Annotated in this window: 13 protein-coding genes, 1 tRNA gene and 1 pseudogene; 1 reads left to right on the plus strand and 14 read right to left on the minus strand. The window is 50.2% G+C overall.

Annotated features, from left to right (window positions below; genetic code table 11):
* Positions 1–5 precede the first annotated feature (5 nt).
* The 6 genes from BZJ21_RS05620 to BZJ21_RS05645 form a co-directional block, all read right to left on the minus strand.
* Positions 6–98, minus strand: a tRNA-Ser gene (locus tag BZJ21_RS05620).
* A gap of 196 nt (positions 99–294) precedes the next feature.
* The gene (csrA, locus tag BZJ21_RS05625) at positions 295–492 is read right to left on the minus strand and encodes a carbon storage regulator CsrA (RefSeq protein WP_021022078.1); all 198 of its coding nucleotides are present in this window, start codon (positions 490–492) and stop codon (positions 295–297) included.
* A 442-nt stretch (positions 493–934) separates the two neighbouring features.
* A complete protein-coding gene (gene alaS, locus BZJ21_RS05630) occupies positions 935–3517 on the minus strand; it encodes an alanine--tRNA ligase (protein ID WP_077669327.1) in 2583 nt (860 codons plus the stop codon).
* A 128-nt stretch (positions 3518–3645) separates the two neighbouring features.
* Positions 3646–4113: a regulatory protein RecX gene (locus tag BZJ21_RS05635; protein ID WP_236719521.1), complete on the minus strand. Its 468-nt coding sequence runs from the start codon at positions 4111–4113 to the stop codon at positions 3646–3648.
* Positions 4113–5162 (minus strand): recombinase RecA, encoded by a 1050-nt coding sequence (recA, locus tag BZJ21_RS05640; protein ID WP_021022081.1) that lies wholly within the window; start codon positions 5160–5162, stop codon positions 4113–4115. The genes BZJ21_RS05635 and recA overlap by 1 nt, the downstream gene beginning before the upstream one ends.
* Positions 5163–5293: 131 nt before the next feature.
* Positions 5294–5779, minus strand: a complete 486-nt coding sequence (locus BZJ21_RS05645; protein ID WP_021022082.1) for a CinA family protein — start codon at positions 5777–5779, stop codon at positions 5294–5296.
* Between the two features lie 139 nt (positions 5780–5918).
* Between BZJ21_RS05645 and mutS the strand changes: the two genes are divergently transcribed.
* Positions 5919–8465 carry a DNA mismatch repair protein MutS gene (gene mutS / locus BZJ21_RS05650; RefSeq protein WP_174566337.1) on the plus strand — a complete coding sequence of 849 codons (2547 nt, stop codon included), beginning with the start codon at positions 5919–5921 and terminating at the stop codon, positions 8463–8465.
* 134 nt (positions 8466–8599) lie between these two features.
* On the opposite strand, the pseudogene rpoS reads toward mutS, so the two are convergent.
* The 8 genes and pseudogenes from rpoS to ftsB form a co-directional block, all read right to left on the minus strand.
* Positions 8600–9574 (minus strand): annotated as a pseudogene (gene rpoS, locus BZJ21_RS05655) (RNA polymerase sigma factor RpoS).
* 104 nt (positions 9575–9678) lie between these two features.
* Positions 9679–10626 carry a peptidoglycan DD-metalloendopeptidase family protein gene (locus tag BZJ21_RS05660; RefSeq protein ID WP_077660062.1) on the minus strand — a complete coding sequence of 316 codons (948 nt, stop codon included), beginning with the start codon at positions 10624–10626 and terminating at the stop codon, positions 9679–9681.
* A gap of 34 nt (positions 10627–10660) precedes the next feature.
* Entirely contained in the window at positions 10661–11281 is a 621-nt protein-coding gene (locus tag BZJ21_RS05665) for a protein-L-isoaspartate(D-aspartate) O-methyltransferase (protein ID WP_077459779.1), read from the minus strand.
* Between the two features lie 85 nt (positions 11282–11366).
* The gene (surE, locus tag BZJ21_RS05670; protein WP_077459780.1) at positions 11367–12104 is read right to left on the minus strand and encodes a 5'/3'-nucleotidase SurE; all 738 of its coding nucleotides are present in this window, start codon (positions 12102–12104) and stop codon (positions 11367–11369) included.
* Positions 12088–13119: a tRNA pseudouridine(13) synthase TruD gene (gene truD / locus BZJ21_RS05675; protein ID WP_077576437.1), complete on the minus strand. Its 1032-nt coding sequence runs from the start codon at positions 13117–13119 to the stop codon at positions 12088–12090. Before truD ends, surE begins: the two co-directional genes overlap by 17 nt.
* Positions 13116–13595: a 2-C-methyl-D-erythritol 2,4-cyclodiphosphate synthase gene (gene ispF, locus BZJ21_RS05680; RefSeq protein WP_077646658.1), complete on the minus strand. Its 480-nt coding sequence runs from the start codon at positions 13593–13595 to the stop codon at positions 13116–13118. Before ispF ends, truD begins: the two co-directional genes overlap by 4 nt.
* The gene (gene ispD / locus BZJ21_RS05685; RefSeq protein WP_021022087.1) at positions 13595–14308 is read right to left on the minus strand and encodes a 2-C-methyl-D-erythritol 4-phosphate cytidylyltransferase; all 714 of its coding nucleotides are present in this window, start codon (positions 14306–14308) and stop codon (positions 13595–13597) included. The genes ispF and ispD overlap by 1 nt, the downstream gene beginning before the upstream one ends.
* Positions 14309–14350: 42 nt before the next feature.
* A complete protein-coding gene (gene ftsB / locus BZJ21_RS05690; protein WP_021022088.1) occupies positions 14351–14629 on the minus strand; it encodes a cell division protein FtsB in 279 nt (92 codons plus the stop codon).
* Between the last annotated feature and the right edge of the window lie 17 nt (positions 14630–14646).

Raw genomic sequence — 14646 nt, forward strand, 5'->3', positions numbered from 1 at the left:
CAACATGGCGGTGAGGGAGGGATTCGAACCCTCGATACGGCTACAAACCGTATACTCCCTTAGCAGGGGAGCGCCTTCAGCCACTCGGCCACCTCACCGTCGCTGCGGGTGCACATATTACTTTGAGCCAGATATATGTCAAACACTTTTAGGGGAAAAGTCGCCTTGTTACGAACAAATGGACAATTATCACCCACTAGGTGTTTCTATTGTTGGTTTTCTCGCCGTTTCATTTTGATTTTATGGGAAAACCAACCATAAAAAAGGTCGACCCTGGTCGACCTCTTTGCCTTGTTAGTAGTCGTTTTGACTACCGGCTGGCGCGCCTTTTTCGGCTTGAATACGCATGTAGATCTCTTCGCGGTGTACAGAGACATCTTTCGGTGCATTTACACCAATACGTACTTGGTTACCTTTTACACCCAACACAGTGACGGTGACTTCATCACCAATCATCAAGGTTTCGCCAACACGGCGAGTCAAAATCAGCATGCTTCTACTCCTTGAGTATCAATCTTTTATTTATTCAATTAGTTTCTGAGCCAGATAACCCGCCAGCGTATCGGCTCGCTATCTGCAATCGTTGGATTATTTCCCTGCTCGTGATGCCAATGCGGGAGGTTTTGTTACCCGCACTTCACACTATGGCCGAATTATCACACCATATCCAGAAAAGGGCAGAGAAATTTACTGTTTTATCATCATACCGTTAGCCATAAAGGCGCGTGATCTGAGACAACAGAGTAAGAGAAATCAGTGTTGCACTGGTCAGCAAAGCGATAAAATGTAAGCGATATCACCGCTCAGCACCGACACATCGCCTAAGGCGTTGCACTATACAGAATCAAAAAAAAAGTGCAATTATTAATCTAGATCACAAAAAAAGGCCGCGCATGGCGACCTTCTTGACTTTTCTTAAATGCTTTTTAGCGAATTATAACCGTTCGGCAAGCCAAGCATCGACAGCGGCTAACGCGCTGGGTAATGCGCTTACATCGCTACCACCCGCTTGCGCCATATCAGGGCGACCACCGCCTTTACCACCGACTTGTTGCGCGACAACATTGACCAGCTCACCCGCTTTCACTGTACCGGTGAGATCTTTGGTCACACCCGCAATCAAGCCTACTTTATCGTTGGCGACATTGCCGAGAAGCACAATCCCGCTCCCCATTTGGTTTTTGAGATCATCAACCATACTACGCAGTGCCTTGTTATCTGCCCCATCGAGTTGGCTGATCAGTACCTTAATGCCATTGATTTCGCGCACTTGATTAATCAATCCAGCGCTTTCTTGTGCTGCGAGCTTTTGCTTCAGTTGTTGGATTTTCTTCTCCAACCCTTTAGCTTTGCCATGCACTTCATCCAATTTGGCCTCGTAGTCGGCTTGGGTTTGGTACACATTATCTATCGCCGCTTGACCTGTAATGGCCTCGATACGACGAACTCCAGCTGCAATACCTGCCTCTGAAACGATTTTGAACATACCAATGTCGCCGGTACGATTGGCATGCGTGCCACCGCAAAGCTCGATGGAGAAGTCGCCCATACTCAATACGCGCACTTCGTCGTCGTATTTCTCACCAAACAATGCCATCGCGCCTTTTTGTTTCGCAGCGTCGATATCCATGACTTCCGTTTGTACTGCATTATTAGCGCGAATTTGCTCATTAACGATACGCTCTACCGCTTTTAGCTCATCGGCAGTCACAGGCTCTAAGTGAGAAAAATCAAAGCGCAAACCATCAGCGCGCACCAAGGACCCTTTTTGCGCAATGTGATCGCCGAGCACCTCACGGAGCGCTGCATGTAACAGGTGCGTGGCTGAGTGGTTCATGGCCACCGCATGACGACGCTTGGCATCGACTTGCGCGGTTACCTGCGCGCCAACACTTAGCTGTCCGTCGGATAAAGCACCATAATGAGCAATCGCCTGCCCGATCTTCTGGGTATCCGTTACCGTGAAACGCCCTTGGTCGGTATCAATGATGCCTGTATCACCACACTGACCACCGGCTTCGGCATAGAAAGGGGTGTGGTCGAGGATAACCACCGCGTGATCGCCCGATGCCAGATGGTCGACCGATTCACCCTCCACGAAAATCTCAGTGATCTGACCTTTCGCCTCTGTGCCTGTGTAACCGCAGAAATCAGAGCCGTGGTCGACTTTAATCGTTTGGTTATAATCGGTGCCAAATTGACCGGCTTCACGCGCGCGTTGACGCTGAGCGTCCATCGCCGCTTCAAAACCGGCTTCATCAATGCGGTAACCGCGCTCACGCGCGACATCGTTGGTTAAGTCCGCTGGAAAGCCGTAGGTATCGTAAAGCTTGAAGACGGTCTCGCCATCCAACTCATCGCCATCCACTTTATCTAACGCTTCTTCTAGCATTAACATGCCGCGTTCAAGAGTACGACTAAAGTTGTCTTCTTCAATTTTTAGGACTTTTTCAACCATGGTTTGCTGCGCACGCAGATCTTCGCCGGCCGTGCCCATGATGGTGGCCAACGGCCCCACCAACTTGTAGAAGAAGGTGTCTTTGCTGCCTAACTTATTACCATGACGCACCGCACGACGAATAATTCGACGTAACACGTAGCCGCGCCCTTCGTTAGAAGGCATCACACCATCGACAATCAAATACGCACAAGATCGGATATGATCAGCGACCACACGCAAAGACTGATTGGTCAGGTCTTCAACTCCGATGATGTCAGCCACTTGCTTAATTAATTGCTGGAAAACATCAATTTCATAGTTGGAGTGCACGCCTTGCTTAATCGCGGCGATACGCTCAATCCCCATTCCCGTATCAACTGACGGTTTAGGGAGGTTCTCCATGGTGCCATCAGCTTGTCGATTGAACTGCATGAAAACGATGTTCCAGATCTCAATGAAGCGATCACCGTCTTCTTCAGGCGTACCTGGAGGTCCTCCCCAGATATGCTCACCGTGGTCGTAGAAAATTTCACTGCAAGGCCCACAAGGTCCGGTATCCCCCATTTGCCAGAAGTTGTCTGACTCATACGGCTTTCCGCCTTCTTTATCGCCGATACGCACAATGCGATCCGCCGGTACACCGATGGTGTTATGCCAAAGATCAAACGCTTCGTCATCAGTGTGGTAAATGGTCACCAACAGTTTTTCTTTTGGCAAACCGATCGTCTCGGTCAAAAACGCCCACGCATAAGCAATCGCGTCTTTTTTGAAGTAGTCACCAAAACTAAAGTTACCGAGCATTTCAAAAAAGGTGTGATGACGAGCGGTAAAGCCTACATTTTCAAGGTCGTTATGTTTACCGCCGGCGCGCACACAACGTTGTGCTGAGGTCGCACGTGTGTAGTCTCGCTTCTCGGCCCCTAAAAAGGTGTCCTTAAATTGGTTCATGCCTGCATTAGTGAACAACAGTGTTGGGTCGTCGGCAGGGACGAGCGATGAGCTAGGCACAATCTGGTGCCCTTTGCTTTCAAAGAACTTGAGAAACGCTGTACGGATCTCATCAGTGCTCATATACATTGGCTAATCCTGATAATCGAATATTGCGTTAGCAACCGGTTATGGTAATGACGCGATGGGAGCATCGTATTGTTTACGCCATTGTAAACAACCGATCGCGTGGGGAAAAGAGACAGAGTAGGATTGGTTTAGAAATGCGGGTCGATATCGTCGTCATTCAGCGCGTATTGGATTTGATCAAAGTTAAAACCGCGCGATTGTAAAAAACGCATGCGTTTCGCTTTCACCTTGTGTTCAACAGGAGGAAGACGGCCATCTAGGTCAGCATACTTACGTATCGCTGTTTCTTTGGCGACTAGGTACCAATCCACTTCAGCGTCTTGCTCTGCGCGGGCGAGTAGCTCAATATCAACGCCTTTACGTTTCGCATCTTGGCAGATACGCAACCAGCCATGATGTTTGTTTATTCCCTGACGCAACAGGCTGGTAGCAAAGCGCGCGTCATCTAACCAGCCTCGTTCTAAGCAGTCATTAATAGTGAGGGTAATTGCGTCGTCATCAAATCCGCGTTGAGACAATTTTTGTGCTAGCTCGTGGACAGAGTGATCGCGGCGAGCCAACAGGCCCACCGCTATTTCTTGGCACGATGCCGCCATTACAGCTTCTCGTCCTCAGTATCTGCCTCAACGTTGGCGTCTACAGCTTCGTTGTTCAGGCCTGGCTGCAGCAACATCTCTCGCAAGGTGGTGTCAATTTCTTCAGCAATATGGGGGTTTTCTTTCAGGTATTTACATGCATTGGCTTTACCTTGGCCAATTTTGTCACCTTTATAGCTGTACCAGGCACCGGCTTTTTCCACCAGCTTATGTTTCACACCCAGATCCACCAGCTCGCCCTGCAAGTTAATACCCTGACCATAAAGAATTTGGAACTCTGCTTGTTTAAACGGTGCGGCGACTTTGTTTTTTACCACTTTGACGCGGGTTTCGTTACCCACCACTTCATCGCCTTCTTTAATCGCACCAATGCGGCGAATATCTAAACGGACCGATGCATAGAACTTCAATGCATTACCGCCTGTGGTCGTTTCTGGGTTACCAAACATCACACCAATCTTCATCCGAATTTGGTTGATAAAGACCATCATGGTATTGCTGTTTTTGATGTTGGCGGTCAGCTTACGCATCGCTTGTGACAGCATACGTGCTTGCAGACCCATGTGGGAGTCGCCCATTTCGCCCTCAATCTCAGCTTTTGGCGTCAAGGCTGCGACCGAGTCGATAACAATCATATCAACGGCCCCGGAACGCGTCAGCGCATCAGCAATTTCCAAAGCTTGTTCGCCAGTATCGGGCTGAGACACCAACAGGTTATCAATATCGACACCCAGCTTGCGCGCATAGATTGGGTCGAGTGCGTGTTCCGCGTCAATAAACGCACAAGTCTTGCCCTTTTTTTGTGCTTCAGCGATGGCTTCTAGGGTCAATGTCGTTTTACCTGATGATTCAGGTCCATAGATCTCGATGATACGACCAAATGGTAGGCCACCTGCACCTAGCGCAATATCCAGAGACAAAGAGCCGGTCGATACGGTTTCGATGTCCATGGTACGGTCATCACCCAGACGCATGATTGAGCCTTTGCCAAATTGCTTTTCGATTTGCCCGAGTGCGGCTGCGAGCGCCTTTTCTTTGTTATCGTCCATTTCGGTCTCCAGGAAATAAAACGCTATCTCTATGAGATAAAAGCTATCATTAATGGGGCTAAGTATACTGTCCATTTATACAGTGTCTAGCCCTGTTTAGAAAAAATCTATCGGATGCGACACGCCTCCGATTATGGCGACAATCGCTGTAGCGCAAATGAGAGTGCATGTTCAATGGTTTGTTCACGCACGGCGCGCCGATCACCATCAAAATGACATACTTCACTATCCGTTTCACCATTGTGCCACGCCCAAGCAAACCAAACAGTACCGATCGGTTTATCATCGCTACCACCACTCGGTCCTGCAACACCACTGACCGCAATCGCTAATCCTGCGTTAGCCTCGGCCAATGCACCTTCCGCCATCGCGCTGACCACAGGCTCGCTCACTGCGCCATACTGGGCCAGTAAATCCGTGGGGACATGAACTAATGCTTGCTTTGCGGTGTTGCTATAGGTAACCCATGCCTGCTGAAACCACTGCGAGCTGCCTGGCACATCGGTCAGGCAATAGGCAATACCGCCGCCGGTGCATGACTCCGCGGTAGTCACGGTTAATTCTGTATCCAATAGGGCATCACCCAAACGCTTTGCCAATGAGAATAAAGGGTCCACTGCGCACTCCTTTTTATTGGGTTGAGAAACCTGCACCACAACTTTACCCCTTGCGGTCCGATCACGTATTCTAACGCCCTTAACGTTCCATTTTGCAGGTCTAGTCGTGACAGTACAAGCGCTCGAAAAGCACACTCCCATGATGCAACAGTATCTCAAACTTAAAGCGCAGCATCCTGAAGAGCTGCTCTTTTATCGTATGGGAGATTTTTACGAACTCTTTTACGACGATGCCAAACGCGCCTCTCAATTATTAGATATTTCATTGACCAAACGCGGCAGTTCAGGCGGTGAACCGATCCCCATGGCAGGCGTGCCCTATCATGCCGTGGAAGGCTATTTAGCCAAGTTGGTGCAATTGGGTGAACCCGTTGCCATTTGCGAGCAAATTGGTGATCCTGCCACCAGTAAAGGCCCGGTTGAGCGCCAGGTGGTACGCATCGTGACACCGGGTACCGTCTCTGATGAGGCATTGCTGAGTGAACGCGTCGACAACCTAGTGGCCGCATTGACGTGCGATAACGACCAGTTTGGCTTTGCAACTTTAGATATCACCTCTGGGCGATTCGTTCTGACTGAGCCGACAACCTATGAGCAGATGCAGGCGGAATTGCAGCGTACTCAGCCTGTCGAACTCTTGTATCCAGAGGACTTCCCCTACCCCGATCTCTTATCGGTGAGCCGCGGTGCAAGACGCCGTCCAATATGGGAGTTTGATTTAGACACGGCACGCAGCCAATTGACCGGCCAGTTTGGTACGCGCGATTTAGTTGGCTTTGGCGTCGAGGACTGCTCTCTTGGGCTAAGCGCGGCAGGCTGTGTTTTACAATATGCTAAAGAAACGCAGCGTACGGCACTGCCTCACATTCGTGCCATTGTTAAAGATCAGCAAGATAGCTCTGTCGTGCTTGATGCTGCAACACGACGTAATTTAGAAATCACCCAAAATCTCGCCGGTGGCACCGATAACACGCTGGCCGAGGTGCTAGACCAAACCACGACACCGATGGGCAGCCGTTTACTCAAACGCTGGTTACATCAACCCTTGCGCGATCGCCAAGTGCTCAATCAGCGCTTAGATGCCATTGGCACCCTGCTAGACAATAGCTTGTACACGGATCTTAGCGACGCCCTCAAGCCGGTGGGAGACATTGAACGTGTCCTTGCTCGCTTGGCCATGCGTTCAGCGCGCCCGCGTGATATGGCAAAGCTACGTACTGCATTGGCGCAGCTACCTGAGGTGCAAACATTGCTCACCGAGCTTGACCACAGTGCCTTCTCCGATCACCAAAAAGCCACCACTCCGATGCCGGAGTTACACGATCTACTCACGCGGGCCGTCGTCGACAATCCACCGGTAGTGATCCGTGATGGCGGCGTGATTGCGCCAGGGTACAACGCGGAACTGGATGAGTGGCGCGACTTGTCCGAAGGCGCATCACGTTACTTAGAAGAACTAGAAAACCGCGAGCGCGAGCAACATGGCATCGACACGCTGAAAGTGGGTTATAACCAGGTGCATGGTTTTTATATTCAAATCAGCCGCGCGCAAAGTGATCGGGTACCTGCGCACTATATTCGCCGTCAAACGCTTAAAAATGCCGAGCGCTACATCATCCCAGAATTAAAAGAGCATGAAGACAAAGTATTAAGCTCTCGGTCTAATGCGTTGGCGCTCGAAAAACGCTTATGGGACGAATTGTTTGATCAGTTACTGCCACATTTGGCGCGATTACAGCAAGCGTCAGAGGCGTTATCCGCGTTAGATGTATTGTGTAACCTCGCGGAGCGTGCTGATAGCCTCAACTATCATCGCCCAACATTGACCGAACAACCGGGGATCGATATCGAAGCGGGTCGACACCCGGTGGTTGAGCAGGTCATGACGGATCCATTTATCCCCAACCCGATCACATTAAATCCTGAACGCCGCATGCTGATCATTACCGGTCCGAATATGGGGGGTAAATCTACCTATATGCGTCAAACAGCCTTGATCACCTTGCTAAGTCATATCGGTGCCTATGTGCCCGCCGAGCACGCCACCATTGGACCTATTGATCGTATCTTTACCCGTATTGGCGCGTCCGATGACCTTGCCTCAGGGCGTTCGACATTTATGGTAGAGATGACAGAAACCGCGAACATTCTTCACAATGCCACGGCCAACAGCTTGGTGTTAATGGATGAAATTGGACGCGGCACCAGTACTTATGATGGCTTGTCCTTAGCATGGGCCAGTGCCGAGTGGCTGGCAGAAAAAATCCATGCCATGACCCTATTTGCCACACATTACTTTGAGCTCACCGAACTGCCAGGACAAATGGAAGGCTTGGTCAACGTTCATCTAGATGCGATGGAGCATGGCGATGAAATCGCCTTTATGCACGCGGTACAAGAGGGAGCAGCCAGTAAATCTTATGGTTTAGCAGTCGCAAGCCTGGCCGGGGTTCCCAAACCCGTCATTCGCCGCGCCAAACATAAGTTGGCCCAACTCGAGCAAAGCGGCCAGCACACGGCAAATACCGAACAGTCGGTCGGTAAAATAACACCGACGCAATTGCCTTTGCTCCCCGAGCCCAGTGAATTAGATCATGCAATTGATGCACTCAATCCAGATGAAATGACCCCGCGTCAGGCCTTAGATGCGCTTTATGCCCTTAAAGCATTGCAGCAATCACGTTAATCACGCCAGGTGAAGCCATTCGCATTGATTATCGCGCGTTAATCATCACCAAAGCATCGATGACCGCACAACAAAAAACGGGACAGCCTTTGCTGTCCCGTTTTAATGTTGCTCTATGATTTGGGTAGTATTGTCTATTGTTCGACATTAAAGAGCGATTCAATACTTAGCCCTTGATGGGTCAGCATGTCGCGTAAACGACGTAGGCCTTCCACTTGAATTTGACGAACCCGCTCACGGGTTAGGCCAATTTCACGCCCAACATCTTCCAGCGTAGAGGCTTCATGTCCCAGAAGACCAAACCGGCGCGACAACACTTCGCGTTGCTTCGGATTCAGCTCCTGTAGCCATTGCACAATCGATTTCTTCATATCATCGTCTTGCGTGGTGTATTCAGGGCCATCCTGCTTTTCGTCAGGGATGATATCCAACAGCGCTTTTTCTGAGTCACCACCAATCGGATTATCCACAGAGCCAATACGTTCATTGAGGCGGAGCATACGATTTACATCTTCAACCGGCTTATCAAGCTGCGCGGCAATATCTTCCGCTGTCGGCTCATGATCTAGCTTTTGCGCTAATTCACGGGCAGTACGCAGATACACATTCAACTCTTTGACGACATGAATAGGCAGACGAATAGTACGCGTCTGGTTCATAATGGCACGCTCAATGGTTTAGCGAATCCACCAGGTTGCATAGGTTGAAAAACGGAAGCCGCGCTCTGGGTCAAACTTTTCTACGGCACGGATCAGGCCAAGGTTCCCTTCTTCAACCAGATCCAATAACGCTAGCCCCCGATTCGAGTAACGACGCGAAATTTTAACCACCAATCGCAGGTTACTCTCAATCATACGTTTACGCGCAACCTCATCACCCCGTAGCGCTCGACGTGCATAAAGCACCTCTTCTTCGGCGGTAAGAAGTGGTGAGAAGCCGATTTCACTTAGGTAAAGTTGGGTGGCATCAGAGGCTTTGGACGTGGCTGCTTGTTGCTGAACAGCCTCTTCGACTTCTTCGGCCACCTCTGTGGCTTGCGCCTCAACGGTGTCCAATTCCACGTCTTGATTCAAGCCGTCCAGTTTTTTTGCGGTATTTGTTTGGCTCATAGCGCCTCCCTTATGACGTAGCAGCAAAGCAGAATGTGTTTCTGCTTTAACCGGCCCCGTCACATCGGTGGCTGCAGCGTTATCACTTTGGTTTTGCCCCTGTGCTAACGCTTTGGCAGATAATGCAACGGATTGACCGATTTTCCTTTGTAGCGAATTTCAAAATGCAACCGAACACTGTTTGCACCAGAACTGCCCATTGAAGCTATTTTTTGCCCCTTCGTGACAGCTTGGCCTTCTGAAACATAAAACGAATCGTTGTGCGCGTACGCACTCAGATAATCATCATTGTGTTTCACTATTATTAATTTACCGTAACCTCGAAGCGCGCTTCCGGCGTAAACGACTTTTCCATCTGCCGCTGCCTGAATACGTTGTCCTCGTTGCCCAGCAATATCTATGCCCTTATTGCCTCGCTCTGTACTAGAAAATCGGGACACCATTCGGCCTTTTGCTGGCCATTGCCAGGTAATCTGTTGGTTAGATACGCTAGCGGTCCGCTTATTAACAACTTTTTTACTTTTTTCTTTTACTTGACTGTACCCCGCTGAAGGGTCCGATTCAACGTCTTTTGTGCGTTGAGTCGCGGTTTTTGACTTCTTTTTCCCCTCGAATTTGCCAGGATCGGCGCCTTTTCTAGAAGATGCTGCTACCGACGCAGCACTTGCAGTGGCTTTTGTGGCAGCGGCCACAGAAGCGCCATTGGCGACGACCTCGGCAGCAGAAGAAGATGAGGAAGATTGGTCCCTAGTGGGCGATTTAGCCACATCGGGACGCTGATAAGCGGGCTTCCACAATGCCAGTGTCTGCCCGGGATAAATGGTGTAAGGAGGCTGTAAATTATTATGCTCGATGATATCGTCAATATCGCGATCCGTGATGTAAGCGATGTAGTAAAGCGTGTCGCCTTTTTTCACTTCATAATAGCTACCGCGGTAGCTGCCTCTATCCACACTGGTGTAATCGGGCGTCACACTGGATACCGGTGCCGGTCCTCGCCAGGAACAACCAGATAAAAAAACTAATAGTGACAGAAAAAGCGCGATTTTCATCTATTTTAAAACACAGCTCCATCGCTCAGGCAGTTTATGCCAGTTCGCCCGCAACAAGGGGAACAAATTTAACCGATTCAACCATCTCGGTGTCGAATCTCGTTCCGTCACGCGTGACTTTCATCAGCGTTTGCTCAGCATCACCAATGGGAATCAACATCACACCGCCATCATTAAGTTGTTCACACAAAGCCTCCGGAATGTTGGCGGCTGCCGCGGTGACCATAATAGCATCATACGGTCCTTTACTCGGCCAACCTTGCCAACCATCTCCATGCTTGGTGGAAACGTTATAAATATCCAGCTGTTTAAGGCGCCGTTTGGCCAGCATTTGTAATTGTTTAATCCGTTCGACAGAATAAACATGATCGACCAAGTTCGCGAGGATGGCGGTTTGATAACCGGACCCAGTGCCAATTTCCAAAATGCGACTATCTCGTTGCAAATTGAGTAGCGATGTCATCTTAGCCACAATATAAGGTTGTGAAATGGTTTGTCCCCAACCAATCGGTAACGCATTGTTTCCGTAGGCCTGGTGGGTCATGGCTTCAGAGACAAATAAATGTCTGGGCACGGCTTGCATGGCATCTAAAACGTCAGTGTTTGTCACACCTTGTTGTTGCAAAAATTGAATAAGTGATTGCGCTTGACTCAACGTCTGCTTCCTTTATCACTGAGTTTGAATCGATAAATAAGGCTGCCGCCTCATTGCGGCTAGCCCAGTATGGCACGCGAGGGGACTACTCAGTCAGCCATTGCGAAAACACACCTAGCGTATCATGAGCGGTTAAATCCACTTGCAGTGGTGTGATAGAGACAAACTGCTCAGAAATCGCGTGGAAGTCGGTTCCTGGTCCTGCGTCTTGTGTTTTACCCGGCGCGCCAATCCAGTATATCGGTTTACCTCGCGGATCGCCTTGTTTTATCACATCTTCTGCGTGGTGGCGGGCGCCAAGACGGGTCACTTTCCAACCCGCAAGACGGTCAAGAGGCACATCCGGCACATTAATATTGATCAAACGATGGTTCGGCGCCTCATGACGCTGGTTTTTCGCTAAAAACTGTTTCACCACATGTGCCGCAGTGTCAAAGTGTTGATGACCACAAAGTGAGACTGCGATTGCTGGCGCGCCGAGGAAAAATCCTTCTGTTGCCGCAGCGACCGTCCCCGAGTACAGTACGTCATCACCCAAATTCGCCCCATGATTGATCCCTGTAATCACAAAATCGGGCTCCCACGGCAACAGCTCCCGCAGGGCTAAATGGACCGAATCCGTCGGGGTGCCTTGAACCGCATAACGTTGGGGACCCAGTTCACGTACCCGTAATGGATTTTCCAACGTTAACGAGTTGGAGGCCCCTGAGCAGTTACGATCCGGCGCGGCGACTACGACATCAGCAATACTCGATAACACCTCGGTCAATGTTTGGATCCCTTGCGCATGGTAGCCGTCATCGTTACTAATCAATATGCGCATCACGCTCTCCTTGTTCATTTGCAATCACAACTTCTCTCATCACTGCTGTCGCAAATGCCCCCGCAGGTAAAAAGAAACTGACGGTCAAGGTATCAGTATCGTGCGACCACGTCATGGCCTGAGGCAGTAAACGTATTAGGCGACGGTCATGACGCATGCGATTATCGCGAATCACCGCCAATAAATCTGGCTCTTGTTCTACCACATTTAACTCAAACTGCTCGGCGTCAGCGGTGGTCGGTAAAGCATTATCACCCGTCATCGGTGCAGTAATGGTTGGCTTTTGAAGACCGGCCTCGACCGTATACGTTTGTTTTTGCTCGTCCATACATAAATCACCAGCCAGTGTCTGGTCAAACAAGCCAGCCTTTAATCGCGCAGAAACCACTTGATTAAACAACAACGCACGCGCAGCTGAGAGATAAAAACTACGTTTACTCTTATCCCGGACTTTGCGCTCTCCACGCCCCCAAGCACGAGCTATCGCCACATTGTTGCCCTCGCGACCAAATCGCTGAGCGCCAAAATAATTAGGGACGCCCTCTTTAGCAATGGCTTCAAGACGAGGGAGCAATGCTTGCGGATCGGTAAGCTGACGAATACAGAGCGTAAACTGATTACCAATCAAATCACCCGGACGTAGTTTATGTTGATGCCGTGCGGTGCCCTCGATACTGACAACACCCGGATGGGTCTCGACAAACGCCGCTAAATCCGGATCATCTTTTCCTGGCAGGTGAACGCTGAACCATTGCTCTGTTACCGCATGGCGATCTTTTAAACCGGCCCAGCTGACTTGGCGCGAGGTAACACCACAGGCTTTTGCCAGTTCGTTAGCTACGTATTGCGTGTTTTCACCCCGCTTTTTAATTCGGACTAAAAAGTGCTCGCCTTGACCAGATGGCGTAAAACCGAGGGATTCTGAGACAATAAAATCGTCTGGAGAGGCTTTTAAGGTCCCGGACTGTGTCGGCTGACCATGTGAGTACGCTAAAGGTGCCAGTAAGTCTGTCATAGAGCCTCTTTATTCAATAAGACAACGGCTTCGCACGCGATGCCTTCTTTACGGCCAGTAAAACCAAGACGCTCTGACGTCGTCGCTTTGACGTTGACCGCGCCCATTTCCACGCACAAGTCTTTTGCGATCGCCGCGCGCATCGCTTGAATATGCGGGCCCATTTTAGGTGCTTGGGCAATAATGGTGATATCCGCATTCCCGAGCTGATAGCCTTTCGCTCGTACTTTGGTGTAAACGTCTCGCAGTAACATCCGGCTATCGGCCCCAGCCCATTCTTCACAGGTATCTGGATAATGCTGGCCAATATCGCCGGCGGCAATCGCGCCCAGTAAAGCATCACACAACGCATGGAGGGCAACATCACCGTCTGAATGCGCGATCAGTCCTTGCTCATAAGGCACTGCCACCCCACCGATAATAACCGGGCCATCGCCCCCAAATTTATGCACGTCAAAGCCGTGTCCAATTCGCATCATGCTTGGCCTTCTTGTTGTGAAAGGTAAAACGCTGCAAGCCACTGATCCTCTGGATGGGTGACCTTAATATTGCTAGCACTCGCAGGCACCAAAATCGGATGTCCGCCGATCGCTTCAATCGCGGAAGCTTCATCGGTGACCTGATCACCGGCTATTTCCAGTGCGCGTTTTAGTGTTTGAGTTAAAAACATTTGTGGCGTCAGGGCATGCCAAAGCGCTTCGCGCTCAACCGTATGTGCCACTTGTCCATCGTCATTCGCGCGCTTCATCGTGTCTCTCACTGGCGCCGCCAATAAGGCTCCGTCTTGATGAGATTGCGCGTGCGCGATCAGCGCATCAATGTCTGCATGCGTCACACACGGTCGTGCCGCATCATGCACCATGACCCATTGAGTTGTCACCGCTGCTAATCCAGCTTGTACAGAGGTTGCGCGAGTTAGCCCCCCGGTCACAACCTGCACATCGGCATGCTCACCAAGGCCAGTTTGCGCAAAGTAACCGTCGTTAGCGCTAATCGCAATCACCACCGAACTAATCGTAGGGTGTGCCAGCAAGCGCTCAACGGTATGTTGAAGCAGCGTTTTGCCTGCTAAAGTAAGGTATTGTTTAGGACAGTGAGCCTGCATTCGGCGTCCTACCCCGGCGGCAGGGACCACGGCACTGATACCCGACCGCAAAGCGCCAGGCTGCAAAGAGGTTTGTTCGACCACAAGTTATCTTCTTTGTTAGTACCGCCTACAGGCGGTAATCGGTTATTGTCTTGTATCGACCAATCGGAAAAATGTTTCGTCGGGTTTGATCATGCCAAGCTCGTTACGTGCGCGCTCTTCAATCGCTTCTTGACCGCGTTTTAAATCCGCAATCTCCGCGTACATTTGTTGATTACGCGTCACGAGTTTTTGATTGGCCTGTTGCTGCACGGCGACATTGGCTTCAATTTGCCAGTAATCTGTCACGCCATTTTTGCCTAACCATAAATCGTATTGTAGCCAAACAAGCGTGAGAAACAGCGCAACCGATAGCAGCCTCATACCTGTACTCCTTCCTA

Origin of the sequence: Salinivibrio costicola subsp. alcaliphilus (genome assembly GCF_001996185.1) — a bacterium.
Classification (GTDB): domain Bacteria; phylum Pseudomonadota; class Gammaproteobacteria; order Enterobacterales; family Vibrionaceae; genus Salinivibrio; species Salinivibrio costicola.

What these genes read in the sequence shown, in the direction of transcription:
- surE (WP_077459780.1), bottom strand. Translation starts at nt 12,104, where the DNA reads ATGCGCATATTGATTAGTAACGATGACGGCTACCATGCGCAAGGGATC.
- mutS (WP_174566337.1), top strand. Translation starts at nt 5,919, where the DNA reads ATGATGCAACAGTATCTCAAACTTAAAGCGCAGCATCCTGAAGAGCTG.
- ispF (WP_077646658.1), bottom strand. Translation starts at nt 13,595, where the DNA reads ATGCGAATTGGACACGGCTTTGACGTGCATAAATTTGGGGGCGATGGC.
- truD (WP_077576437.1), bottom strand. Translation starts at nt 13,119, where the DNA reads ATGACAGACTTACTGGCACCTTTAGCGTACTCACATGGTCAGCCGACA.
- BZJ21_RS05660 (WP_077660062.1), bottom strand. Translation starts at nt 10,626, where the DNA reads ATGAAAATCGCGCTTTTTCTGTCACTATTAGTTTTTTTATCTGGTTGT.
- recA (WP_021022081.1), bottom strand. Translation starts at nt 5,162, where the DNA reads ATGGACGATAACAAAGAAAAGGCGCTCGCAGCCGCACTCGGGCAAATC.
- ftsB (WP_021022088.1), bottom strand. Translation starts at nt 14,629, where the DNA reads ATGAGGCTGCTATCGGTTGCGCTGTTTCTCACGCTTGTTTGGCTACAA.
- csrA (WP_021022078.1), bottom strand. Translation starts at nt 492, where the DNA reads ATGCTGATTTTGACTCGCCGTGTTGGCGAAACCTTGATGATTGGTGAT.
- alaS (WP_077669327.1), bottom strand. Translation starts at nt 3,517, where the DNA reads ATGTATATGAGCACTGATGAGATCCGTACAGCGTTTCTCAAGTTCTTT.
- BZJ21_RS05635 (WP_236719521.1), bottom strand. Translation starts at nt 4,113, where the DNA reads ATGGCGGCATCGTGCCAAGAAATAGCGGTGGGCCTGTTGGCTCGCCGC.